Here is a 24,213-nt window from a genome sequence, read left to right on the forward strand (position 1 = left end):
TGGGTGAGGATGCAGACATCTAACTTTTCTGACCAAGCGCGCCTACGAAATGAGTGATTTCCCCTTTAGAATTTACTAATGGGCAATCAACACTTTCAAACTGGATATACTGGCGGTCGACAAAGCTGAGATCGCCAGTGCATTTATAAGCAGTCTTGTCTGTACTAATCATATCTAGATATTCAGCGAGAATTTGATCCTCAAAGGCGGGGCTATTCAGCATGATTGGATGCTCCCGGTAATGTCTGCCAATGAGGTCACCAACGAGATCACCGCAGAGCCGATAGTCGTAGTGACCAGGATTAAATCGTTCAATCAGATAGATATTTGCTGCAATAGAAGGGACCTGAGAAATATCAAACTGTTCCCGCGTTGGAATTTGGGGCGAGAATGAACTCCACCAATTATAGAGGGTTATGGTCGGTTCCAGGGTGAGGTCCTCAATATCAAGAAGCTTTACACTTTTGATGTTCCGAAGGTTATCTTCTCTTTTTTCAATGTCAGCCTGAAGGTCGTTCGTCACGCAAATACTCACAGGAAATCTTTACAGAAACTCATATGATAAGTGAAGGATCTTAATTGATCGTTGCACTTTCCAGATGTCCTTTAACGCTTTGGACTTCAATAAACAGTCGTTTCACAAACGGGTGCTTGGATTTGATCTCCTTTTCAAGGTCGGAAATCGTTTGCTCGGCCCTTTCGGTTGTCAGGCCATCCTGAAAATCAACGCTCATTGTGACAAGGATATCTGTGGGTCCCAGATGCATGGTGAGGATCTCATTGACGGCGAGGATACCATCACCGGATCTGACAATTTCTTCCAAGCTTTGCCGGGTTTCTTTTGTGGCTGCCTCTCCGATTAGAAGTCCTTTACATTCGATGGAAAGGAGGATCGCCACCAAGGCTAGAATGCAGCCGATAAGGATGGAAGCCACACCGTCCAACTCAGGAATGTTGAGGGCCTGAGATAAATAGATGCCGAGCATCGCCACCACCAAGCCGGTCAAGGCTGCGGTGTCCTCCAGAAGGACGGTAAAAATGGTGGGATCTTTACTCCGTTGAATGGCCGACCAAATGGATTGATCTCCGATAACTTTCTTGAATTCCCGATAGGCGACGCTCCATGCCCAACCCTCAAACACAATTCCAAGGCCAAGAATAGAGTAGTTCCACACGACGTTATTCAGCGGGTGCGGATCCTGAATTGCATGAAAACCTTCATAGATTGAAATGCCAGCGCCAAGGGCGAAAATAAGGATCGCCACCATGAAAGACCAGAAGTAAATCTCCATCCCATACCCAAAAGGGTGTTTCTGATCAGGACCTTTCTGGGCCCTTTTCAGGCCGAGAAGCATTAAGCCTTGGTTGCCCGTGTCGACGAGGGAATGAACGCCTTCACTTAACATGGCTGAACTTCCAGTGACAGTAGCGGCAGTGAATTTACTGACAGCGATAAGGGCGTTGCCTAATAGTGCTGCATAAATAACCTTTTTAGAACCACTGGCCATGACGTCCCTCTCGGATGGTGGTAAAAAACCTGTTTTTGCAACTTATAAAAGTGTTCAGGGATTTGCAAATCATTGAGCATTGCAGCCACTTCTTTTCTGCCCTAAACTCCGGCCTCAATTGATAAGAGTAACCTGGGAGACCCCTGACATGTTGGACAATGTAACAAACCCTCTGAACTTAAAAGATCCGTCTCTTTTCCGTCAGCAAGGCCTGATCAACGGTGTCTGGTCAGATGCGGACAGCGGCAAGACCATCGACGTTACCAATCCAGCCACAGGTGAAGTTATCGGAACAGTGCCTGAAATGGGTGCTGATGAAACCCGCCGGGCTATTGAAGCCGCTCGCGATGCCATGCCGGAATGGGCAGCCAAAACCGCAAAAGAGCGGGCGACCATCTTGCGGAAATGGAATGATTTACTTCTTGAAAATGCAGATGATTTGGCGCGGTTGATGACCATGGAAATGGGTAAACCTTTGGCTGAGGCCAAAGGTGAGGTTGCCTATGCGGCTTCCTTCATCGAATGGTTTGCCGAGGAAGGAAAACGTATTTACGGGGATACAATCCCTGAGCATCAGAGCGACAAGCGTATTATTGTCATTAAGCAGCCGATTGGTGTGACCGTCGCGATCACGCCATGGAATTTCCCGATTGCCATGATTACCCGTAAAGCGGCGCCGGCGTTAGCAGCGGGCTGTCCAATGGTCATTAAACCATCAGAACTGACACCATACTCTGCGTTTGCGATGGCGGTTCTGGCAGAGCGGGCAGGGGTTCCAGCTGGTATCCTGAGTGTTGTGACAGGTATTCCGCAAGCCATTGGCAGCGAAATGACCAGCAATCCGATTGTCACCAAACTGACTTTCACTGGCTCCACTGCAACTGGCAAGATTCTGATGGAACAATGTGCTTCCACCGTCAAGAAAACATCTATGGAGCTTGGCGGCAATGCACCGTTCATCGTGTTTGATGATGCAGATCTTGATGACGCGGTTGAGGCTGCAATTGCTTCAAAATATCGGAACGCTGGGCAGACATGCGTTTGCGCGAACCGTATCTATGTTCAAGATGGCATTTATGACGCTTTTGCCAATCGTTTGGCCGAAAGAGTGAAAGAGTTCAAGGTTGGTAACGGTCTTGAAGATGGTGTGACTCAAGGCCCACTGATTAATCAGGCGGCCGTTGAAAAAGTTGAGCGTCATATCGAAGATGCTCTTTCAAAAGGTGCGAAAATCCTTACCGGTGGGAAACGTCATGAATTAGGTCAGACTTTCTTTGAGCCAACAATTCTTACAGATGTTACCCCAGATATGATGGTGTCCAAGGAAGAAACATTTGGCCCGATGGCGCCGCTCTATCGCTTCAGCGAGGAGAAAGAGGCTATTCGCCTGGCCAATGATACAGAGTTCGGTTTGGCAGCCTATATTTGTGCGAGAGATATTGGTCGGATTTGGCGTGTGGGCGAAGGTCTTGAGTATGGCATCGTTGGCATCAATACCGGCATTATTTCGACAGAAGTTGCGCCTTTTGGTGGGGTCAAACAATCCGGTATTGGCCGCGAGGGTTCAAAATACGGAATTGATGATTATCTGGAAATTAAATATCTCTGCCTTGGTGGTTTGGATAAATAACTTCGGGCGCGTTACAGAAATTAAAGGAATAAGCTAAGTGTCTTATGATTATGATCTTTTTGTCATCGGAGCAGGCTCCGGTGGTGTTCGAGCGTCTCGAATTTCTTCCTCTTTCGGTGCAAAGGTCGCGATAGCGGAGGAGTATCGTGTAGGGGGAACCTGTGTTATTCGCGGATGCGTGCCGAAGAAGCTATTCGTCTATGCCAGTCACTTTTCTGAGGATTTTGAGGACGCCGCAAATTATGGTTGGTCGGTTGGAAAGGCCACTCATGACTGGAAGACCATGATCAAAAACAAGGATGCTGAAATTGATCGCCTTAATGGCATCTATTACAGCATACTCTCCAACAATAACGTTGAGCTGTTTGAAAATCGTGCTGAACTTATTGACGCTCATACCGTTAAATTGGGCGAGAGGACAGTCACTGCAAAATATATTCTCATTGCAACCGGTGGAACACCTGTGATGCCGGAGGTTGAAGGTATTGAGTATGCAATTTCCTCAAACGAAGCCTTCCATTTGGAGGAAATGCCAAAACGTGTCGTCGTCGTCGGTGGTGGCTATATCGCGGTGGAGTTTGCGGGTATCTTTAACGGCCTAGGTGCGGATGTAATCCAGCTTTACCGAGGCGAGCAGATCTTGCGCGGCTTTGATCATCATGTTCAGCAGATGGTGGCCGATGAAATCACCAAGAAGGGAATTGACCTTCGCACACATGCCAATCCAGCCAAGATTGAAAAAACGACTGATGGTTTGAAAATTACCCTCGAAGATGGAGGCGTGATTGAAGCGGATGCCATTATGTATGCGACGGGCCGCCGACCTAATACTGCCGGGATGGGACTTGAAAATGTTGGTGTGGATCTGAAACCGAACGGTGCTGTTGTTGTTGATGAATATTCCAAGACGTCAGTCGACAATATTTACGCCATTGGTGACGTGACGGATAGAGTTGCACTAACGCCGGTTGCTATTCATGAAGGGATGGCTTTTGCTGAAACGGTTTTTGCTGGCAAACCCCGTGCTTTTGATCACAGTAATGTACCGTCTGCAGTCTTTTCTCAGCCACCGGTAGGAACTGTCGGCCTGACCGAAGCGGAAGCTCGTGAAAAATATGGTGACGTGGATATTTATAAGTCCGAATTTCGCCCGATGAAACAGACCATCACATTGGGGAGTGAGCGGGCTATGTGCAAGCTGATTGTTCATCCGGAGACAGACAAAGTCCTTGGTGTGCATGTGGTTGGTGCTGATGCAGGGGAAATAATTCAGGGCTTCGGAGTGGCTGTGAAAATGGGCGCGACGAAAGAGCAGTTTGATGCAACCGTTGGCGTTCATCCAACCCTAGCAGAAGAGTTGGTCACAATGCGCGAGAAATATACCGGCGACTCATAAAGTTGCCGGAACGCCTTTGAAATTTCACGAAAATACTATTTTCCCCACTTTTTCCTGTAATTTTGTGGCTTTAGGCGTTGCGTTACTGGCAAAAGACTGTAGAAATTACAAGCTTATATATTAGGTTACAAGGATTCACCTTAAGGAATAGAGACGATGTCAAAAACATGGACCCCTGAAAGCTGGAGAAGCAAGCCGATCAGGCAGGTGCCGACATATCCGGATGAAGCGGTATTGAATTCGGTTGAGGAAGACTTGAAAAACTTTCCTCCGCTTGTTTTTGCAGGTGAAGCCCGGAATTTGAAAAAACAACTGGCAAAGGTTGTTGAAGGGAAAGCTTTCCTTTTGCAGGGCGGTGATTGTGCCGAGAGCTTTACTGAATTCCATCCAAACAACATTCGCGATACCTTTAAGGTTCTATTGCAGATGGCTGTTGTTCTGACTTATGGCGGCAATCGCCCAGTGGTTAAAGTTGGTCGCCTTGCGGGGCAATTCGCTAAACCACGATCTTCGGACACGGAGACAGTTGATGGTGTGGAACTGCCAAGTTATCGCGGCGACATTATCAACGGTTTTGATTTTGATGAAGAAAGTCGCGTGCCTGATCCTCGCAGAATGCTAACCGCATATTCTCAGGCAGCCTCAACCCTGAACTTGCTTCGCGCGTTTGCCCAAGGTGGTTATGCAGACCTTCATCAGGTTCAGCAATGGAATATGGGTTTTGTCGCCAGCAAGCCACAAGGTGCACGGTACCGGGAAATGGCCGAACGTATTCAAGATGCATTGGCCTTCATGGAATCTTGCGGTGTAACGGCTGAAAATACGCCTCAGATGGGTAAGACTGATTTCTTTACGTCTCACGAAGCATTGCTTCTACGATATGAGCAGGCTTTGACCCGTGTCGACAGTACATCTGGTGAATATTACGACACATCAGCGCATATGCTATGGATTGGAGATCGGACTCGGGATCCTGATGAAGCACATGTCGAATTCCTGCGAGGTGTCGGTAACCCAATTGGGGTGAAAGCAGGCCCGTCACAGGACCCTGACACGCTCTTGCGTCTTATTGATAAGCTAAATCCAGAAAATGATCCTGGACGCCTAACTGTAATTTGCCGATTTGGTGCTGGGAATGTGGACAAGCATCTGCCTGCAATGATCCGCAAAATTGAGCAAGAAGGCCGCAAGGTTGTTTGGTCTTGTGATCCGATGCACGGGAATACGATTAAATCATCGACAGGCTATAAAACCCGGCCGTTCGACCGGATCCTGAGTGAAGTCCGGGAGTTTTTCGAAGTACACAATGCAGAGGGAACTCATGCAGGTGGCGTTCATTTCGAAATGACAGGTCAGGATGTAACAGAATGTCTCGGCGGTGCCTTTGAAGTGACAGAGGAGCGTTTGAGCGATCGGTATCATACAGCCTGTGACCCGCGCTTAAATGCCAACCAAGCCTTGGAACTTGCATTCCTGATTGCGGAAATGCTGAAAAATGAAAGAGGAGATGGTAGGGTCGCTGCAACGGCATCCTAGTCTCGAAATTCCCCATGACACACCAGAATGTGAAAAATCCTTTAGCGGCGATTGATGAGTCAATCGCCGCGCATACGGACCAGTACTTTAATCGAACAAAATTTATTGTCGAAAAATTTGGCGATAAAACAGTAACTTATGCTGTGTTTATGCGGCGCCCCGTGATCTTTGCCCCAAGACTACTTTTGGAATGGCTGCAGAAGATTAACGAACTACGCGGTCATAATTTTAAAGTTGAACCTTGTTATGAAGAGGGTGACTGGGTCGGTGCGGGTGAGCCGTTGGTCTACATTACGGGTAGCTTCGTGGATTTGGTGGACCTCGAAACAATTTACCTACAAAAACTTGGGCCAGCTTGTGTAGCGGCTTATAATGCTTACCAAATGTGCACCTTCATGCCGGATGCCTCCTTCTTGGCGATGGATGCTCGTCATTGCGCAGGTGCCGAAATGGCCGAGATGATGGCGTATGCAGCGTCTGTTGGGGGGGAAGCTGCTCGAAAAGAACATGGCTCAAAAGGCTTCATTGGCAATGCGAATGATAGTACAGCCCATTACTTCGGTAATTCGCTCGGTCTGGGAACGATGCCACATGCTCTGATCGGGTATGCAGGTAGTACACTTAGAGCTGCTGAAATGTTTTCAGAGAGTTATCCCGGCGATCCTTTGACAGTACTTGTTGATTATTATGGTCAGGAAGTGACCGATGCGATCGCGGTTTGTCAGCGTTTCCCTGAATTGGTAGAAGCGGGTAAAATGTCCGTCCGGATGGATACGCATGGTGGACGCTTTATTGAAGGATTGGATCCTGCCCAGTCTTACGCTGTTTTGGAAAGGTATGTTCCAAAAGGCATTCGCCAATATCGTTCGGAAGAGGAACTCCGCTGGCTTGTTGGTACTGGGGTTTCCGCTGCTGCTATCTATCACATGCGGGAAAGTTTGGATGCCGCCGGTTTTACGAAGGCCAAAATTGTGGCTTCTTCCGGTTTTTCGCCAGATAAATGTCGGGTGATGGGAAGTTTGAAGGCGCCAATTGATGTTATCGGAACAGGCTCATATCTTCCAGATCGGTGGGCAGAGACCTATGCAACCGCTGACGTAATCTCATACGATGGTGTTCCAAGCGTAAAATTGGGTCGTGAATTCCTTCTGAAGAAAAAATAGTTTGAGTCTCTTTTCAAAGAGCGATAGGTACATTTAGAACATATTGGGGACTGAACAGGTTATTGGCTTTTAAAGGTCGATAGTCAGGGCAGTCCCTAATCTTTTAAACACCCTATTGATCGGTTTTCAGATTTGCCGGTCTAAGGAGATATGCATGACTGAAGCCCTCAAATCGTGCTGGCCATTACTATTGGGGATCGGCCTGATGATGCTCGGAAACGGGTTGCAGGGCAGTTTGCTGGGTGTTCGAGCAAGCATCGAAGGTTTTCCAACCGCCATTACCGGTCTGATCATGTCGGCCTATTATATGGGCTTTTTGTTCGGGTCGATCATAACACCTAAAATTCTGGCGTCTGTCGGTCATGTAAGGGTATTTGCCGCTTTGGCTTCGTTAGCCTCAACAGCTGCATTGATCCATGCTGTGTTTGCGGATCCTTATGTCTGGGGTGTGTTTCGCCTTTTGACCGGTTTTTCCTTTGCGGGTCTGTATATTGTTAGTGAAAGCTGGCTCAATGATACTGCCACTAATGAAACACGGGGATCCATTCTCTCCATTTATATGGTGATCACTTTTGGTGGGATGGCAGGAGGCCAAATTCTGTTGAACTCATACGATCCAGCAAGTTTCCAGCTGTTTGTGATCGTTTCTGTCCTCGTTTCCTTGGCGTTGATTCCTTCTGCCTTGAGTGCATCTCCAATGCCAAATATGGAAGCACCTGATAATCTTGGTATTCGACAACTCTATGCGATTTCGCCTTTGGGTGTTGTTTCCGCGCTCGTAGTTGGCATTGCTCACGGCGGTTTTTATTCAATGGCAGCGGTTTACGGATCATTGATTGGTCTTTCAGTTGGGCAAATCTCAATCTTTATTAGTGCCGCCGTTGTCGGAGGGGCTTTGTTGCAAATGCCAATCGGGCGTCTGTCTGATTTTATGGATCGTCGGAAGGTCCTTTTAATGACTGCGGCCGTTTCATTGGCACTCTGTTTGGTGCTATTGGAATTGCAAACCTGGGATAATAAGCTTTGGTTTATGGGTGGGGCGATGCTGTTTGGGGGGTTCTGTTTCCCTCTCTATTCCTTGTGTTTGGCTCATACCAACGACCATTTGCAACCAAATCAAATGGTTGCGGCGAGTAGTGGGTTGCTTTTGGTGAATGGTGTAGGAGCGATCGCAGGTCCTATCGGGGTATCCCTGTTGATGGGAGCAGTTGGGTCCTGGATGTTCTTTGTCTTTATGGGCGGTGCCTGTTCTATCATCGTAATATTTGCTATTTACCGAATGTCTGTAAAAGAAGCCGTCCCCCTTGATGATCAGAATGACTTCGTCGCCATGCCGGTTCGCTCAGGGATGGTTGCAGTTACCTTGAACCCAGAATCTGAAGAATGGGATGAAGAGGAACCTGACGAGACTTCACCGCCAAAAATGAGTAAAGCCTCAATAGGCATCATGGCTGATCGTGAAGATGAGGATGAAGAAGAGGAAGATGAGGAACAAAGCCCATTAAACGATGGGCCAACACCTTGGAACCGAAACGGTTAAGTTTGTTCTTGTCTTTCTTTTTCTTTTGAATAACGTGCATTCTTTTCGTTGCTGCTTTATTCAAGGGGCGTTAAAACCAACATCATGACTGACAAATTGAAAATTGCCCTTGCCCAGGCAAACCCAAAGCTTGGGGATATCGCAGGAAATATCAAACTTGCTAGAGAGTTCCGGGAAGAAGCGGAAGCCGAAGGTGCTGAGCTCGTCGTTTTCCCAGAACTGTTTATTTGTGGTTACCCGCCAGAGGATCTAGTTTTAAAGCCATCATTTGTCAGGGCTTGTGAACAAGCCATGTCAGAGCTTGCTGAACTAACCCTTGATGGGGGGCCGGCAATGCTAATGACCGGGCCGATGATGGATGGTCCTTTCCTCCGCAATACAGTTTGTCTCCTTGAAGAAGGAAAAATTTCAGCAACTCGATACAAAAACAAACTTCCGAATTATGGGGTCTTTGACGAAATTCGCGTCTTTGAACCCGGGCCGCTTCCTGGGCCAATTCCGTTTAAGGGTGTCCGCATGGGCGTGATGATCTGTGAGGACATGTGGTATCCAGATGTTGCCGAATGTCTGGCTGAAACAGGGGCCGAACTTCTGATTGTTCCCAACGGAAGCCCTTATGATCACGAAAAAGGCGATGCGCGTCTTAATTATGCGGTCGAACGGGTTAAAGAGACAGAATTGCCAATCGTTTATGTCAATCAAATTGGTGGTCAGGATGAGCTCGTTTTCGATGGTGGCTCATTCGTTTTGAATGATGACTGCACCTTGAATGTGCAAATGGCCTGCTGGAAAGAAGATTTGCTGGTGACCGACTGGGAACGGGATGGCGATCGCTGGAAATGTGCCACAACATCGCTTGTTGAGCCCGGTGGTGATCTGGAGCGGATCTATAATGCCATGGTTCTGGGGCTGAAAGACTATGTCAATAAAAACGGTTTTCCAGGGGTTGTCCTCGGCCTGTCCGGTGGAATTGATAGTGCGTTAAGTGCTGCTGTGGCGGTGGATGCCCTCGGTGCAGATCGCGTTCACTGCGTGATGATGCCATCCCGCTATACATCACAGGAAAGCTTGGATGATGCAGCAGAATGTGCACGCCTTTTAGGAACCAAGCTGGATACTGTTCAGATTGAACCGGCCGTAGATGCGTTTGATGGCATGCTGTCACATTTGTTCGAAGGAACCAATGCGGATATCACCGAAGAGAATATTCAATCTCGGATCCGTGGCCTCACGCTGATGGCGATTTCCAACAAATTTGGAAAGATGGTGCTCACCACGGGTAACAAGTCTGAAATGTCTACGGGATACGCAACGATCTACGGTGATATGTGCGGCGGTTACTCGGTTTTGAAAGATCTATACAAAACCAAATGTTTTGAGGTGTCTCACTGGCGGAACAAGTCCAGCTCTGATCTGTTTTTGGGGCCAAATGGTGCCGTGATGCCTGAAAATGTGATTGTGAAGCCACCAACCGCGGAATTACGTGAGGATCAGAAGGACGAAGACAGTCTCCCGCCTTATGAAATTCTCGACGGTATACTTCATGCTTTGATCGAGGATGAAAAATCCTACGCTGAGATTGTTGAAGCTGGATATGATGGGGCACTGGTCAGTCGGGTTCAGAACCTACTTTATGTCGCTGAATATAAGCGTAGACAGGCCCCTCCAGGTGTCAAGATAACGACGCGCAACTTTGGTAAAGACAGACGCTATCCGATTACAAACGGATTTAGGGATAAGAGATGACCGCAAAATTTCGATTTGCACCAAGCCCAACCGGTTATTTACACGTAGGGAATGCACGGCTCGCCCTGATTAACTGGCTTTATGCTCGCAAAATTGAGGGTGAATTTGTTCTTCGTCTGGATGATACGGATGAGGAGCGTTCCACTGAAGAATTTGCTGAAGGGATCAAGGAAGATCTAACTTGGCTTGGGCTTGTTTGGGATGATCTGAAAAAACAGTCGGATCGCGCCGACCGGTACACTGAAATTTTTGAGAAACTCAAGGCTGAGGGCCGTCTTTATCCGTGTTATGAAACGGGTGAGGAGCTTGAATATAAGCGGAAACGGCAGCTCGCCCGAAAATTGCCACCTGTTTATGATCGTTCTGCATTGAAGCTGACAGACGAAGAAAAACAGGCCTTTGAAGCAGAAGGACGCCAACCACATTGGCGCTTCCTACTGGATCAGGAGGTTGTGGCTTGGGACGATCATGTGCGAGGTCGTGTGGAAGTTGACTGTGCCAGTATGTCGGACCCTGTTCTCATTCGGACTGATGGACGTCCACTATATCATTTGCCATCTGTTGTTGATGATGTGGATTTCGGGATTACCCATGTGATCCGGGGCGAGGATCATGTCAGTAATACAGCACTTCATATCCAACTCTTTAAGGCGATGGGCGCAACTGTACCAGAATTTGCTCATATTCCACTTTTGATGGGACCTGATGGAGGACCGCTCTCTAAACGGGAAGGGAGCTTGTCTTTAAGGGATATGCGAGATGAAGGGCTTGAGCCGATGAGCATCAACTCGTTGCTCGCACGCCTCGGAACCTCGGATAATGTCGTCGGCCAATATGATTTGGCAAAACTTATTGAAGGATTTGATATCGGTCACTTCAGTCGAGCCGCAGCTAAATTCGACCCGGCAGAACTTAAAAACCTGAATGCCAAGATTTTGCATGAGATGCCATGGGAACTCGTGAAAGATCGCCCTGAGCTTGAAGGATGTACGGCAGATCTGTGGGCCGTCATCCAAGGAAATTTGTCTGTTCTGGGTGAAGCTAAATTGTGGACCGAAGTAACCTACGGGCAAATCAATCCAGTTATTGAGGATGAGAGCTTTGCTGCGAAAGCAGCGGAACTGCTACCTGCTGGAACCCTGGATGGAGACAGCTGGAAAAGCTGGACCAATGCCATTAAGGATGAGCTGGGGGTTAAGGGAAAAGCCCTATTTATGCCGCTGAGACAAGCACTTACAGCTCAGTCTCATGGTCCAGAAATGGGTAAGTTACTCCCCTTGTTGGGACGAGAGAAGACCTTGAAACGTCTTAAAGGAGAGGTGGCCTAATTGCCATCCCGAGGATAGATCGTGAAGTTACATCTTTATAACACTGCAACCCGACAGAAAGAGGAATTCGTTCCTATCGATCCAAAGAATGTTGGCATGTATGTGTGCGGCCCAACTGTGTATGACTTTGCGCATATCGGTAATGCGCGTCCGGTCGTGATTTTTGATGTTTTGGTTCGCCTTCTTCGCTCAATATACGGCACTGATCATGTGACCTATGTTCGGAATATTACAGATGTCGAAGATAAAATTATCGAGGCGGCAGCCCGTAACTGTGAAACGATTGATGACCTGACATCGCGCACAACTAAGGCTTACCATGATGATATGGCTGCTCTTGGTGCGGCTATGCCGGATCGGGAGCCGCATGCCACGCAGCATATCGATGGTATGATTGATATGATCAACACCCTGATCGAAAAGGGGCATGCCTATGAAGCAGAAGGTCATGTTCTTTTTGATGTTCAGTCCATGCCAGATTACGGCAAACTTTCTGGTCGGAACCGGGATGACATGATTGCCGGTGCTCGTGTTGAAGTCGCTCCTTATAAAAAAGATCCTGCCGATTTTGTGCTTTGGAAACCCTCAACTGATGACATGCCCGGTTGGGATAGCCCCTGGGGGCGTGGGCGGCCGGGTTGGCATATTGAATGTTCTGTCATGTCAAAAGCGGAACTTGGAGATACATTTGATATTCATGGCGGTGGTCGGGACCTGATATTTCCGCACCATGAAAATGAAGTTGCCCAAAGCTGCTGCGCTAATGGTCCAGATACATTTGCCAAATACTGGGTGCATAACGGCTTTCTGACAGTTGAAGGGGACAAGATGTCCAAATCCCTCGGTAATTTCCGGACAGTTCGGGAGTTGCTTGAGGAAGCGCCAGGCGAAGCGTTGCGCTTAAATATGCTCACGGCTCATTATCGCCAACCTCTTGACTGGACATCCGACGGGGTCAAGCAATCCAAGACAAATTTGGATCGACTTTATACAGCACTTCAGAAACTTGATGATGTTGATCCGGCGGCTGATATTGTTGCAGAAGATGTCCGTGATGCTTTGATGGATGACTTGAACACGCCAAAAGCTTTAACAGCGCTGTATGCATTGGCATCTCAAGCAAATAAAGCGACGGATGCTTCTGAAAAAGCTGTTTTAAAAGCCAAACTCTTATCAGCTGGCGATCAACTGGGCCTCTTGCAGTTGTCTCCGGAAGATTGGTTCAAGGGTGGTAGCAGCGACGGATTAGATGAGGCGACTATTGAAAGTCTGATCGCCGAGCGACTGGAAGCGCGTGCCAACAAGGATTTTGCCCGTTCGGATGAAATTCGAGATGATCTGAAAGCGCAAGGGGTCATTCTAGAGGATGGGCCCGGCGGAACCACCTGGAAGCGGGCATAACCAACCCTTAAACTGCCGTCTATTGTTGACCATTTCAATTTATGGGTCTATTGCTTTGTCTTTGTTGCAATGGCTTCAAAAGAATTGAAATAAATAGAAAAATCAGGTGCGTGAGACGATGTCCTCTAAAGAGCGGTTATATTTGTTTGATACGACGCTGCGCGATGGTGCACAGACACACGGTGTAGACTTTAGCGTCGAAGACAAAATTGCGATTGCCGAAACTTTGGATAAGCTGGGCATTGATTATATTGAGGGCGGCTGGCCTGGGGCAAACCCGGGGGACACTGAATTTTTCGCCCGTGATCATAACTATAAAAATGCGACTTTCACGGCATTTGGAATGACACGTCGCCCAGGGCGAAGCGCTTCCAATGACACTGGATTGAAGGCAGTTCTGGATTCTGAAACGCCAGCTGTTTGTCTTGTTGGTAAGAGCTGGGATTTTCAGGTTGAAGTCGCCTTGGGTATTGAACTTGATGAGAATGTTGAGCTGATCTCTTCCTCTATGGAAGAATGTCGTCGTCTCGGCCGGGAGCCGATGTATGATGCTGAGCATTTTTTCGATGGTTATAAAGCTAATCCTGAATATGCATTGAAATGTGCAAAAGCAGCGTATGATGCGGGGGCACGTTGGGTTGTTCTTTGTGATACCAACGGCGGCACACTCCCGCATGAAGTTGAAGCAATTGTTTCTGAAGTCGTGAAACACATTCCCGGTGATCATTTGGGTATTCATACTCATAACGATACGGAGAACGCGGTTGCCAATTCGTTGGCTGCAATTCGGGCAGGGGTTCGGCAAGTGCAGGGGACACTCAATGGGTTGGGGGAGAGGTGTGGCAATGCCAATATGGTTAGTCTTATCCCAACCTTATGTTTGAAAGAGCCCTACAAATCCCAATTTGAAACGGGAATTACGTCGGATGGGCTGAAAAAACTTCGCTTAGCCTCTTTGATGCTGGATGAAATCCTGAACCGGGCACCAAACAGGCATCAACCATATGTTGGTGCATCAGCCTTCACCCATAAAGGTGGGCTGCATGTGTCCGCTGTACAGAAAGATCCAACTACTTATGAGCATGTTGATCCAGCGTCTGTTGGGAACCGACGTGTCATTCCGGTTTCCGATCAGGCCGGACGATCCAATCTGATCGCTCAGTTCCAGGAGTTTGGACTTGAAATTGATCCCAAAGATCCAAGGGTTGACCGGCTGCTCGAGGAAGTGAAGGAGCGGGAGCATAACGGCTATAGCTATGATGGGGCACTTGCCAGTTTTGAATTAATGGCCCGTCGGCGTCTCGGGCAGGTTCCCGAATATTTTCAGGTTGAAAGCTTTCGTGTTCAGGTCGAGCGTCGCCACAATGCCAATGGAGATTTAATAACAATCTCTGATGCGGTCGTGAAAGTCATCGTAGACGGGGAACGGCTAATGTCGGTCGCAGAGGGAAATGGTCCTGTGAACGCATTGGACCAGGCCCTTCGGAAAGATTTGGGGGCATATTCCGAATACCTGAAAGATTTACGCCTTGCTGATTTTAAGGTTCGGATCCTTTCAACCGGAACCGAAGCGGTGACCCGCGTTATGATCGAAAGCACAGATGATACTGGCCATCGCTGGTTTACCATTGGCGTTTCCCCTAATATTGTGGATGCATCATTCGCTGCGCTTTTGGATAGTATTACTTATAAACTGTTGCGGGATGGGGCGCCGGCGAGTAAGTAGTCTGCCATTATTTGATGGTAACGACATAGGCACAGTTTCATGAGTGGGCAACAGAATTCGCCAGCGATTATTCTTGTGGAACCCCAAATGGGGGAAAATATAGGCGCGGCCGCCAGAGCGATGCTTAATTTCGGTTTGACCGATATGCGCTTGGTAAGCCCCCGAGATGGCTGGCCGAACGAAAAAGCCGTTGCTATGGCTTCGCGGGCTGACGAGGTCTTAGAAAAGGCACGGGTTTTTGAGACGGTTCAGGACGCCATCGCAGATCTTCAGCATGTTTATGCCACAACTGCCCGCCCACGGGACATGATCAAACATGTGGTAACACCTAAAGCCGCCGCGACAGAAATTCGTGGGCATAAATTAAGCGGGGAGGGAGTTGGAATTCTCTTCGGTAAGGAAAGTTGGGGCCTTACCAGTGAGGATATCACTTACGCGGATACCATCATTACGGTTCCTTTGAACCCTGATTTTTCCTCGATCAATTTGGCGCAGGCTGTCTTGCTGGTTGCTTATGAATGGTATCAGGTAGCAGATACAACACCTGAAAAGCGGTTGATCAATGATGAGCGCCCCGCGACAAAGGAGGAAATGAATTTCCTTTTTGAGCGGATAGAGCGAGAGCTTGACGCCCGCGGCTATTTTGACCGTATGATGAACCGTAAACCTGTGATCTTGAAAAATATGCGGAACATGTTTCATCGCTTTGGCATGCTGGAGACGGATATCAAAGCGATGCAAGGGATCATAAAGGGACTGTCGAGACATAAAAAGGAAGAATAATGACTGACATCAGGGAGGGGTTCGCGGATCTGGGGGACATCAGACTGCATTATGCAGAATCCGGACAAAAGGGAGAAAAACTGATCATCCTCCTGCATGGGTTTCCCGAATTCTGGTTTACCTGGCGCAAGCAGCTCCCCGTATTGGGAGAGAAGTATCACGTGATTGCACCGGACATGAGGGGCTATAATCTCTCAGAACGCCCGAAGGACATAGCGGACTATAAGATCAATCATTTGATCTCTGATGTTGTCAAATTAGCCAAATTTCATGGCTATGATGAATTTTACCTTGCCTCACATGATTGGGGAGCTGCAGTCGCCTGGTCAGTCGCCATAGCCAAACCGGATCTAGTGAAAGGTTTGATGGTTTTTAATGGTCCACATCCCTATATCTTCGCAAATCTTTTGCAGCATAATGACGATCAAATAGCCCATAGTCAGTATATGGCAGATTTTCGGAAAGAAGGGATTGAGGAGCGCTTGCTTGCAAATGATTGCCAATGGTTTTGGGATTGGACATTTGCTGAGCATGAAAAAAGGGGGCTAATCACACCTGAAGAAAAGGCGGAATATTTACGTGCTTGGCAAATCCCAGGAGCTGTAACCGCAATGTTGAATTATTATCGGGCATCGCCGTTGACACCTCGAAAACTACAAGCAGGCGATAAACCTTTATCGCTTAATCCAGAAGACTTTATCGTTAAGGTTCCAACTCTTGTTGTCTGGGGTGAAAAGGATCATGCTTTGATCCCGGAAAACATAGACGGGCTTGAAAAATTCGTTCCCGATCTAAAGCTAGTCAAACTGCCAGAAGTTAGTCATTGGGTGACCCATGAGGACCCTGAACGAGTATCCAGTGAAATCCTGACATATTTGGCCGAGTTGGAGGCACGTTCATAACTTGGATAAGCTGTTGACATGGGTAATTCCATGAGTATATTGCCCACTTCCTGTGCAAGCCTCGTCGGCATGCCTTAATCCTAAATTTAGATTGGAATTAAGTTTATGAGTAAACGTATTCAGGCAAAATACAAAATTGACCGCCGTATGGGTGAAAACATCTGGGGCCGTCCAAAAAGCCCAGTAAACACTCGCGAATATGGCCCAGGTCAGCACGGACAGAACCGCCGCGGTAAACTGTCTGACTTCGGTATCCACCTGCGCGCTAAACAGAAGCTAAAAGGTTACTACGGTAACATTACAGAGAAAGCTTTCCGTCGTCTTTATGCGGAAGCTGTTCGTCTGCGCGGTGACACTTCTGAAAACCTCATCGGTCTGCTGGAACGTCGTCTTGACGCAGTCGTCTACCGGATGAAATTTGTTCCAACTGTTTTTGCTGCACGTCAGTTCGTGAACCACGGTCATGTTCTAGTCAACGGCAAGAAAGTGAACATTGCATCTTACATGGTTAAGCCAGGTGATGTGATTGAGGTTCGCGAAAAATCAAAACAGATGGCTTTGGTTCTGGAAGCATCAGCTTCAGCAGAACGGGAAGTTCCTGATTACATCGAAGTTGATCACAAGACCATGAAAGGTTCTTTCAATTCTATTCCGAAACTGGCTGACGTTCCTTACCCAGTTGTAATGGAACCAAACCTGATCGTCGAATTCTACTCCCGCTAATTGGGAGACAAATACCGGCGCAGTTACTTGCGACGGCTTAATTTGGAAGGCTCTGCAGATTTGCAGAGCCTTTTTTCTTGGGCTTTTTTCATTTGCACTAAAACCGATGGGAAACAAAGGCTTGTTTGGCATGTTTAAGCGTCTTATGTCTTGAGGAAAGCTGAGGGGGAAGCATATGTTTCTGGAAATATTGACTGATCCGACATCCATAGTCGCCTTACTAACGTTGATCGTTATGGAAATCGTCCTTGGGATCGATAACTTGATCTTCGTTTCAATCCTGAGCAACCGCTTGCCAGAGCATCAACGGAAAACAGGCCGGTTAATCGGGATCGGGCTCGCCATGGTTCTCAGATTGGTTCTGTTAAGCCTGATCGCGATTATTGTGACCCTGACGGAACCTGTTTTCTCTTTTCAGGATTTTGATTTCTCCTGGCGGGATTTGATTATGCTGGCAGGCGGGCTTTTTCTGGTTTGGAAGGCAACAACAGAAGTTCATCACCATATGCAGGGGGCTGAGGAAGCTGAAGACGAGGGGCAAGTTAAAGTTTCAAGCTTTGCTGCAGTTATTGTTCAGATCCTGCTTCTAGATATCGTCTTTTCTGTGGATAGCATTATCACAGCCGTTGGCATGACAGATGAGATTGCAATCATGGTTATTGCTGTGGTGGTGTCTGTTGGCATTATGATGGTTGCAGCTAACCCACTCTCAGAATTTATTTCCAAAAACCCAACCGTTGTAATGCTGGCGCTTGGTTTTTTGTTGATGATCGGAATGACCTTGATTGCCGAAGGATTAGGGTTCCATGTGCCAAAAGGATACATCTACGCTGCTATGGCATTTTCTGCGGGAGTGGAAACCCTCAATTTATTGGCGCGCAAGAATAGGCGAAAAAGAAAACCGGCTTCATAAGCCGGTTTGTGGTGTTATCGGGTTTGAGGATTGGTAATACTTGTTCCATCCTCATCAGGTTCGCTGATTTTACAGACAGATCCATGAACCTTTACACGTTTTTCAGCAATCAGCTTGAGTGCGAGCGGATAGATTTTGTGTTCCTGAACAAGGATCCTGGCTGCTAGATCGTCCGGCGTATCGTCCTGGAGAATGGGAACCGCTGCCTGGACAATAATGGGCCCGTCATCCATTTCAGGGCGCACATAATGAACCGTGCAACCGGTAAATCGCGCACCAGACTCGATCGCCCGTTCATGAACGTGCAAGCCTTTGAAAGCTGGAAGGAGTGAAGGATGGATGTTGAGGATCCGATCCCGCCATCTGTTTACAAATTTTGCTGACAAGAGGCGCATAAATCCAGCAAGGCAGATAAGGTCAACTTTCTTATCCGTCAGATACTCTGTAATGGCGTCGTCAAAATCTTCGCGTTCATCAAAATCCCGATGGTTGATGACTTTGGTTTCAATGCCTTTATCTTTTGCGAACTGGAGGCCTGCAGCTTCGGGGTTGTTAGAGAGAACTGTAACAACTTCCGCCGGAAATCCTTCTTTTTGCGTGGCATTGACAAGGGCCTGCATGTTTGAGCCCCGTGAAGAAATCAGAATGGCGACTTTCACTTTAGAAATGCCTCTTCAAGATCATTAATGAGGACCTGTTCCTGATCGTTTGTGCGTGCACTCAAACGACCAATTTCGAAAACTGTCTCGCCAGCCTCCTCTAGCAACTGGATTAGGGCCGATTTATTTGCAGGAGCTACGGCAACTACCATGCCAATTCCACAGTTAAAAGTGGTAGCCAGTTCCCGCTCAGCAATATTACCTATTTCTGCCATCCATTGGAATAAGGGGGGCAGGGGCCACGATTTGGCATCAAGTTCGGCAATCAAATTTTCAGGGAGAATGCGGGGAATGTTTTCATAAAGTCCGCCACCAGTAATGTGGGACAATGCTTTAATGTAACCTGCGCGGACGCCGGCAAGGCAACTTTTCACATAGATCCGTGTCGGTGCGATTAAGGCCTCTCCCAGGTTTTGGGAGGTATCAAATGGCGCGGGAGCGTTCAAATCCAGATCAAAATCGGCAATCAGACGTCTAACCAGTGAATATCCGTTGGAATGGACACCACTGGAACTGAGCCCTAGCAGTATATCGCCTTCGTTTAGGGTGTCTGCCTTTAACAGTTGATCCCGTTCAACGGCACCAACGGTAAAACCAGCCATGTCATAGTCGCCTTTAGCATACATACCTGGCATTTCGGCTGTCTCGCCTCCAATAAGTGCGCAGCCGGCCTGAACACACCCATCAGCGATTCCCTTGACGATATCTCGGGTCGCCTCGACGTCCAATCCACCTGTTGCAAAATAGTCGAGGAAAAAGAGAGGTTCTGCGCCCTGAACGACCAAGTCGTTTACGCACATTGCAACAAGATCAATTCCAACCGTATCATGCTTATCAAGATCGATGGCGAGTTTTAACTTCGTGCCAACACCGTCTGTAGCTGAGACTAGAAGCGGGTCTTCGAAGCCAGCGGCCTTAAGATCAAAAAGCGCCCCAAAACCACCTAAGTCGGCATTGGCACCAGATCGTTTTGTCATGGCAGCAAGAGGCTTGATGGCATTGACCAGGGAATTTCCTGCCTCAATATCGACACCAGCGTCCTTATAACTATAACTTTTTTTGGAGCTTTCACTTGTCATGGGATATGTTCTGCTTAATGTCCTACAATATCTCGGGCCAACATACGATTTTTCCAGTGGTTTGCAATGATGGAAACAGTTCGACCAAATAATTACTTCATATTAGCACAAACGCTGGCGCTGTTTGCGACTATCTTTTTTGGCACTATCTCGGCTGCATCAGCAGAGGGGTTGTTTTCTGCACGTGGTATATCAGTCGATGTTACTGCCAGTTCTGCAAATGAAGCTCGTGAAATTGCAATTAGTGAAGCGCAAGTGAGAGCTTTTAATGCCCTGTTACGCAAATTGACACCAGAAACTTACCACACAGAGCTTCCCAGCCTACCGGAAACTGAAATTGCGGGCATGGTTACTGGGGTCCAAGTGAAAAATGAGAAAACTTCAGCTACGCGGTATTTGGCTGATTTTACTGTGGACTTTAACCGGGAACGCATTTTGCCGTTGTTGCGTGCAAGGGATATTCCTTATGCGGAGAGCATCAGTAAACCAATTTTAGTTCTTCCTGTGTACGAAGATAAGGGGACCAAGAACCTTTGGGATGAACCTAACCCATGGCGGGATGCCTGGATTGATATATTCGATAACCGAAATGGCCCTGAAGGAAACCTGCAACGACAGGATGACTGGGCGCAAATCCCCGTTTTGCCTGTTCGAGTTCCTGTGGGAACACTTGATGACATGAAGGCTGTTACTGTTGAAGACGCGATCTACCTTCGAGAAGAGCCTATTAGGTCGATAGCTGAGGAATATGGCGCGAGTGCGGTGATGGTTGCATATGCCAGCCTGCAAAATAACAACGGTATCCGCCGTCTTGATATTTCCTATCAACGGAGCGACATGTTGACCCCTGCTGTTGTTGAGAGCTTTACAGGTGGGGATACCGATGAAGAAATATTCCGGGCAGCGATCTTCGATATGTTTCAAAACCTTCAGGAGGGGTGGAAAGATCAAAACATCTTGGATCGGTCTGTTGAAAACAAGTTGGCGGTTTCGACTACAATTAACAGCCTGAAAGACTGGGTTGACGTTAAGACAAAAACCTCTGAAATCCCGGCAATTCAACAGGTGAAAGTGCGGGAAATTTCAGTCGGAAACGTTTTCTGGGAGATCGAGTTTGTGGGTAACCTCAGTCAACTGCGGCAGGCTTTCGCACAAAAGAGCCTTGTGCTCGACGATGCAGAGGGTTATTGGACATTGAACAAGCAGGGTCTTAACTAATCGATCCCTTTTTGGTTATACTGGCGCCGCTCAGGTCAGTGAGTGTGTGTGCAATCTGAAATCTGGTAATAAATTGAATATCCCCAATACAATTACATTGGCGCGGATTTTTTCTGTGCCGCTTATCGTCTGGCTGATTTTAACCGAACAGATGCTGGGTGCGTTTGTGGTTTTTGTTCTGGGCGGCGTATCAGACGCCTTGGATGGTTTGATCGCCAAACAGTTTGATTCAGTGACTATGCTTGGAAAGTATCTTGATCCTTTAGCGGATAAGATCCTGCTGGTTTCTATTTTTGTTACCCTTGGAATAAAAGAAGAAATACCAAGTTGGTTGGTTATTTTGGTGGTGAGCCGCGATATTCTCATTATAGGCGGTATTTTGTTTTCCTATTTGATGGAAATAAAGGTGGTGATCAAGCCCGTGATGATCAGTAAAGCAAATACCTTCTTTCAGATCGTGCTTGCAGCTCTCGTGTTGGCAAATGCAGCTTTTACAATGGAAATCGCCCTGATGATTGTCATCTTTGTGTATATTGTGGCGATGACGACAGTGCTTTCTGGATACAGTTACTTGACGACCTGGGTTAAGCAAAGCAATCTGCCAAAGATCGATTAACTGAGGAAAAAAACTGAATGACAATCCGTCAACATCTGAAATTCTGGATTATTGCGACAGTTGTTTTTCTCGCAATTTTGGTCCTCCTTCGAGAGATCCTGCTTCCTTTTGTGTTGGGGATGGCGGTTGCCTATTTCCTGGACCCGGTCGCAGATAAACTCGAAGAAAAGGGGATGGGCCGGACTTCTGCCACTTCTCTAATTGTGGGAATCTTTCTTTTGATTACGATTCTGGCAGTTGTATTGCTGATCCCTGCACTGGCTGATCAGCTTATTGGATTAGTGAAGCGGCTGCCGGGTTATTTTCAGGCTGCATATGACTTGATTGTTCCTTTGCTCTCCCGTGTGGTTGATATCCCGGGTTTGGATAATGGCGGTGATTTCCGTAAAGTGCTGAGCGAACAGGCAACCTCTGCCTTTAAGAATTTAGGATCGATTACAACCAATATACTCGATCAAGGGTTGGCTTTCGTTAATCTGCTGAGCCTGTTGGTGATTACGCCAGTTGTTGCTTTTTACTTGCTGCGAGATTGGGATTTAATTGTAGAGCGGGTTGACGGTTGGCTGCCTCGGAAACAACAGCAGACTATTCGAACACTGGTGAAGCAAATTGATGACGTTCTCGCCGGATTTGTTCGAGGTCAATCCACAGTTTGTTTGATTTTGGCAATTTACTATGGCGTTGCCTTGTTAGTTGTAGGGCTGGAATTTGGCTTGGTTATCGGGATATTAACCGGCTTGATTTCTTTCATTCCATTTGTTGGTGCCATCATCGGATTTATTGCTTCTGTTGGGGTGGCTCTATTTCAGTTTTGGCCTGACTTCATTCAAATTGGAATTGTTGGCGGCATTTTTGTTGTTGGTCAAATGCTTGAAGGGTATGTGCTCACACCGAAATTGGTTGGCGGTAAGGTAGGGCTCCATCCGGTTTGGGTTATGTTCGGCTTGTTGGCTGGTGGCGCTCTATTTGGGTTTGTTGGTGTTTTAGTCGCTGTACCAGTCGCCGCAGTGATAGGTGTCCTAAGCCGGTTTGCGCTTACCCAATATATGGATAGTCCGATCTATGGAGATGCTAACGATTTTGAAAAGCTGAGTAAGGACTGATGCAACAAATTCCACTTGAATTTGCCTTTATTTCCAGCAAAGGCAGAGAGGATTTTCTTGTTTCGGATGCTAATTCAACAGCTGTTTCCTGGTTAGATAAATGGCCGAATTGGCCGGCTCCTTTTTTGTTGATCACAGGCCCCAAGGGATGTGGAAAAACCCATTTATCACATATATGGGCAGATAAAACGGCTGCGAAAACTCTTCAGGCAAATGATCTTGATAGACTAACCATTGAAGAATTGGCGGAGGTAGCTAAATCCTGCGTGGTTCTGGAAGATGTGGACGAGGCAACGAATGAGCCAAACTTTTTTCATCTTTATAATTTGATCAAAGAAAATGGCCAATTTCTGCTAATCACCAGTCAACTGATTATTGACGAATGGGACATTCAATTGCCGGACTTAAGATCGCGTATGGCAACTGTTCAAGTGGCTCGAATTGAAGAGCCTGATGACATGCTTTTTGGGGCCATACTTTTGAAACTATTTTCGGATCGTCAGTTACAGGTCACGCCTGAGGTCATTCAATATCTTCTAACCCGTTTGGAGCGGACTTTTAAGGCGGCTCTCTCTACCGTCGAAGAACTGGATAGTCTTTCTTTATCCGAAAAAAGGCGAATAACTATACCTTTGGTGCGCGACCTTTTAAATGGGATGAATAGTTAGCGGGTATAGGCCGTTGACATTTCTCTTGCCTTGCAACTTCCGCATCGTATCATCACATTGTATAGAATAGGGAGGGTTGTTTATGAAACTTTTATCCGCGTTGACGATTGGCTTGGGACTGTTTTCCACAACTGTTTTTGCAGCCAACGATGTCGTTGGTATTTGGGAGACTGTTGAGGGGAAAAGTCATGTTGAGATCAGTAAATGTCAGACTGACAAATATTGTGGTAAGATTACATGGCTGAAAGAGCCGAATAACGACAAGGGTCAGCCAAAAACGGATATTAATAATCAAGATGTAAAACTGAGAGAGCGAAAAATCCTGGGAATAGAATTGCTTTCTGGCTTGGAAAAGGTTGGGGCCAATGAGTGGGATGATGGAGACATCTATAACCCTGAAGACGGGAACACTTACAGCTCTGAAATGTCGTTATTGGACGATAATACGTTGGAAGTGAAAGGCTGTGTCTTGTTTATTTGCAAAACACAGGTTTGGAAACGGATTAAATGAAGTTGTCTTACTGAGATAAAACGGTCTCTGTTGTAATAAATTGGAGACATTTTTTTGCTAGAAA

Annotated in this window: 22 protein-coding genes; 18 read left to right on the top strand and 4 right to left on the bottom strand. The window is 47.2% G+C overall.

What is annotated here, in order from left to right; genetic code table 11:
• Positions 1-19: 19 nt before the first annotated feature.
• Complete coding sequence (locus tag HH301_RS11515; protein ID WP_169569049.1) at positions 20-523, bottom strand: PAS domain-containing protein; 504 nt, start codon at positions 521-523, stop codon at positions 20-22.
• 52 nt (positions 524-575) lie between these two features.
• Positions 576-1,508 carry a cation diffusion facilitator family transporter gene (locus HH301_RS11520; protein ID WP_169569050.1) on the bottom strand — a complete coding sequence of 311 codons (933 nt, stop codon included), beginning with the start codon at positions 1,506-1,508 and terminating at the stop codon, positions 576-578.
• 148 nt (positions 1,509-1,656) lie between these two features.
• On the opposite strand from HH301_RS11520, the gene gabD reads away from it, so the two are divergent.
• The 13 genes from gabD to HH301_RS11585 all read left to right on the top strand — a co-directional run bounded on the left by gabD (position 1,657) and on the right by HH301_RS11585 (position 18,295).
• A complete protein-coding gene (gene gabD / locus HH301_RS11525) occupies positions 1,657-3,138 on the top strand; it encodes an NADP-dependent succinate-semialdehyde dehydrogenase (protein ID WP_169569051.1) in 1,482 nt (493 codons plus the stop codon).
• A gap of 37 nt (positions 3,139-3,175) precedes the next feature.
• Positions 3,176-4,534 carry a glutathione-disulfide reductase gene (gene gor, locus HH301_RS11530; RefSeq protein ID WP_169569052.1) on the top strand — a complete coding sequence of 453 codons (1,359 nt, stop codon included), beginning with the start codon at positions 3,176-3,178 and terminating at the stop codon, positions 4,532-4,534.
• Between the two features lie 156 nt (positions 4,535-4,690).
• A complete protein-coding gene (locus tag HH301_RS11535; RefSeq protein ID WP_169569053.1) occupies positions 4,691-6,070 on the top strand; it encodes a class II 3-deoxy-7-phosphoheptulonate synthase in 1,380 nt (459 codons plus the stop codon).
• 14 nt (positions 6,071-6,084) lie between these two features.
• Positions 6,085-7,233 carry a beta/alpha barrel domain-containing protein gene (locus tag HH301_RS11540; protein ID WP_169569054.1) on the top strand — a complete coding sequence of 383 codons (1,149 nt, stop codon included), beginning with the start codon at positions 6,085-6,087 and terminating at the stop codon, positions 7,231-7,233.
• A 154-nt stretch (positions 7,234-7,387) separates the two neighbouring features.
• Entirely contained in the window at positions 7,388-8,773 is a 1,386-nt protein-coding gene (locus HH301_RS11545) for an MFS transporter (protein ID WP_169569055.1), read from the top strand.
• An 84-nt stretch (positions 8,774-8,857) separates the two neighbouring features.
• A complete protein-coding gene (locus tag HH301_RS11550) occupies positions 8,858-10,519 on the top strand; it encodes an NAD+ synthase (RefSeq protein ID WP_169569056.1) in 1,662 nt (553 codons plus the stop codon).
• The gene (gene gltX, locus HH301_RS11555) at positions 10,516-11,847 is read left to right on the top strand and encodes a glutamate--tRNA ligase (protein WP_169569057.1); all 1,332 of its coding nucleotides are present in this window, start codon (positions 10,516-10,518) and stop codon (positions 11,845-11,847) included. Before HH301_RS11550 ends, gltX begins: the two co-directional genes overlap by 4 nt.
• Positions 11,848-11,868: 21 nt before the next feature.
• On the top strand, positions 11,869-13,248 hold the full coding sequence (cysS, locus tag HH301_RS11560; protein ID WP_169569058.1) for a cysteine--tRNA ligase: 1,380 nt from the start codon (positions 11,869-11,871) through the stop codon (positions 13,246-13,248).
• Between the two features lie 118 nt (positions 13,249-13,366).
• Entirely contained in the window at positions 13,367-14,974 is a 1,608-nt protein-coding gene (cimA, locus tag HH301_RS11565; RefSeq protein ID WP_169569059.1) for a citramalate synthase, read from the top strand.
• 39 nt (positions 14,975-15,013) lie between these two features.
• On the top strand, positions 15,014-15,757 hold the full coding sequence (locus HH301_RS11570) for an RNA methyltransferase (RefSeq protein WP_169569060.1): 744 nt from the start codon (positions 15,014-15,016) through the stop codon (positions 15,755-15,757).
• Positions 15,757-16,659: an alpha/beta fold hydrolase gene (locus HH301_RS11575; protein WP_169569061.1), complete on the top strand. Its 903-nt coding sequence runs from the start codon at positions 15,757-15,759 to the stop codon at positions 16,657-16,659. The genes HH301_RS11570 and HH301_RS11575 overlap by 1 nt, the downstream gene beginning before the upstream one ends.
• Positions 16,660-16,764: 105 nt before the next feature.
• Positions 16,765-17,382: a 30S ribosomal protein S4 gene (rpsD, locus tag HH301_RS11580; RefSeq protein WP_169569062.1), complete on the top strand. Its 618-nt coding sequence runs from the start codon at positions 16,765-16,767 to the stop codon at positions 17,380-17,382.
• A gap of 175 nt (positions 17,383-17,557) precedes the next feature.
• On the top strand, positions 17,558-18,295 hold the full coding sequence (locus tag HH301_RS11585; protein WP_169569063.1) for a TerC family protein: 738 nt from the start codon (positions 17,558-17,560) through the stop codon (positions 18,293-18,295).
• A gap of 14 nt (positions 18,296-18,309) precedes the next feature.
• On the opposite strand, the gene purN is transcribed toward HH301_RS11585, so the two are convergent.
• Positions 18,310-18,954, bottom strand: a complete 645-nt coding sequence (gene purN / locus HH301_RS11590) for a phosphoribosylglycinamide formyltransferase (protein ID WP_206378276.1) — start codon at positions 18,952-18,954, stop codon at positions 18,310-18,312.
• A complete protein-coding gene (gene purM, locus HH301_RS11595; RefSeq protein ID WP_169569064.1) occupies positions 18,951-20,033 on the bottom strand; it encodes a phosphoribosylformylglycinamidine cyclo-ligase in 1,083 nt (360 codons plus the stop codon). Before purM ends, purN begins: the two co-directional genes overlap by 4 nt.
• Before the next feature lie 66 nt (positions 20,034-20,099).
• Here purM and HH301_RS11600 point away from each other — a divergent pair, with 66 nt between their 5' ends.
• From HH301_RS11600 to HH301_RS11620, 5 genes are all read left to right on the top strand, one after another.
• Positions 20,100-21,251 carry a DUF2066 domain-containing protein gene (locus tag HH301_RS11600; RefSeq protein ID WP_169569065.1) on the top strand — a complete coding sequence of 384 codons (1,152 nt, stop codon included), beginning with the start codon at positions 20,100-20,102 and terminating at the stop codon, positions 21,249-21,251.
• Between the two features lie 73 nt (positions 21,252-21,324).
• Positions 21,325-21,867 (top strand): CDP-alcohol phosphatidyltransferase family protein, encoded by a 543-nt coding sequence (locus HH301_RS11605; RefSeq protein WP_169569066.1) that lies wholly within the window; start codon positions 21,325-21,327, stop codon positions 21,865-21,867.
• 17 nt (positions 21,868-21,884) lie between these two features.
• Positions 21,885-22,970: an AI-2E family transporter gene (locus tag HH301_RS11610; protein ID WP_169569067.1), complete on the top strand. Its 1,086-nt coding sequence runs from the start codon at positions 21,885-21,887 to the stop codon at positions 22,968-22,970.
• Entirely contained in the window at positions 22,970-23,638 is a 669-nt protein-coding gene (locus HH301_RS11615; RefSeq protein ID WP_169569068.1) for an HdaA/DnaA family protein, read from the top strand. Before HH301_RS11610 ends, HH301_RS11615 begins: the two co-directional genes overlap by 1 nt.
• 82 nt (positions 23,639-23,720) lie before the next feature.
• Positions 23,721-24,149 (top strand): DUF2147 domain-containing protein, encoded by a 429-nt coding sequence (locus HH301_RS11620; protein WP_169569069.1) that lies wholly within the window; start codon positions 23,721-23,723, stop codon positions 24,147-24,149.
• The last annotated feature ends 64 nt before the right edge of the window (positions 24,150-24,213 follow it).

This window comes from Sneathiella limimaris (assembly GCF_012932565.1).
Lineage (GTDB): Bacteria > Pseudomonadota > Alphaproteobacteria > Sneathiellales > Sneathiellaceae > Sneathiella > Sneathiella limimaris.